This is a genomic window from Methylobacterium sp. WL103 (assembly GCF_008039885.1).
GTDB classification, from domain to species: domain Bacteria; phylum Pseudomonadota; class Alphaproteobacteria; order Rhizobiales; family Beijerinckiaceae; genus Methylobacterium; species Methylobacterium cerastii.
In genome coordinates this window covers 1-1,119 of record NZ_VRUX01000949.1, presented here as the reverse complement: position 1 = coordinate 1,119, position 1,119 = coordinate 1, and the positions used below count along the sequence as shown (strand labels likewise).

2 pseudogenes are annotated in these 1,119 nt (G+C 71.0%); one reads left to right on the top strand and one right to left on the bottom strand.

What is annotated here, in order from left to right:
* A pseudogene (locus FV222_RS26945) lies at positions 1–765 on the top strand (type II secretion system protein GspD); the annotation flags it as partial.
* A gap of 26 nt (positions 766–791) precedes the next feature.
* Here the strand turns inward: FV222_RS26945 and FV222_RS30255 are convergent.
* Positions 792–1,119 (bottom strand): annotated as a pseudogene (locus tag FV222_RS30255) (hypothetical protein); the annotation flags it as partial.

The following is a 1,119-nucleotide window of genomic DNA, read 5'->3' as shown; positions in this document are numbered from 1 at the left end:
GAGCAGGGCCGCGGTGCCGCCGCCACCGGCGGCACCGCGGCCCTGCTCGGCGCGGCGACCCGCGGGGTGACAGGCTTCAACTACCTCTTGAACGCCAGCGACTTCAACGTCGTGCTGAACGCGCTCGAAGGCGTGACGCGGGTCAACGTGATCTCGTCGCCCAACATCACCGTGCTCGACAACCGCACCGCAAAGCTTCAGGTCGGCGACCAGGTGCCGATCGTCAAGCAGAGCGGCCAGAGCGCGCTCTCCACCAACGCCCCGATCCTCAACGAGATCGAGATGAAGGACACCGGCGTGATCCTCTCGGTCACGCCGCGAGTGAACAAGAACGGCCGCGTGGTGCTCGACATCAACCAGGAGGTCAGCGACGTGGTGCCGACGACGACCTCGTCGATCAACTCGCCGACCATCCGCCAGCGCAAGGTGGCGACGAGCGTGGCGGTGAACGACGGCCACAGCCTCGCCATCGGCGGTCTCGTCCAGGAAAAGGCGCAGATCACCAACGAGAGCGTGCCGGTGCTCGGCGACATGCCGCTGTTCGGGCCGGCCTTCCGCAACCGCGTCGACACGCGGGTGCGGACGGAGCTGATCGTGTTCATCCGGCCGAAGGTGATCCGCGGCACGGTCGAGGCGGACCGCATCGCCCAGGATTTCCGCGACCAGTTCCGCGCGATGATGCCGGTCCGTCCGGTGCCCGCCCCGCCGCCCATGGCGATCACGCCCAACGGCAGCCAGGGCGTTCTGCGCCGGATGCTCGACTGAGAGGTCGGCCCGACCCGGGCGGCCCGTCAGGGCCGTAGCGCCGGAGCGGCCTCGGATGCCGCCTTGCGCTTCGGGCGCAGGATCGCGGGCGTGCCCATGAACTCCGTCGCGTAGGTGACGCCGTCCTGGACCAGCTTCACGCGGTCCGGCCCGACCTCGACCACCTGCCAGCCGTTGCGCCCCTCGCCCTGCCCGAGCCAGGCGGGTTCGCCGCCGCCGTCGTCGATCAGCGCGCGCCTGGGACCGCCGTCGCGCCGGATGCCGCGCAGGGTGAGGATCGGCCGGGGCGGATCGCTCGCCAGCACCGCATCGCGACTGCCTCGGGCGGTCCAGGGGCGCCGGCCCGGATCGAAC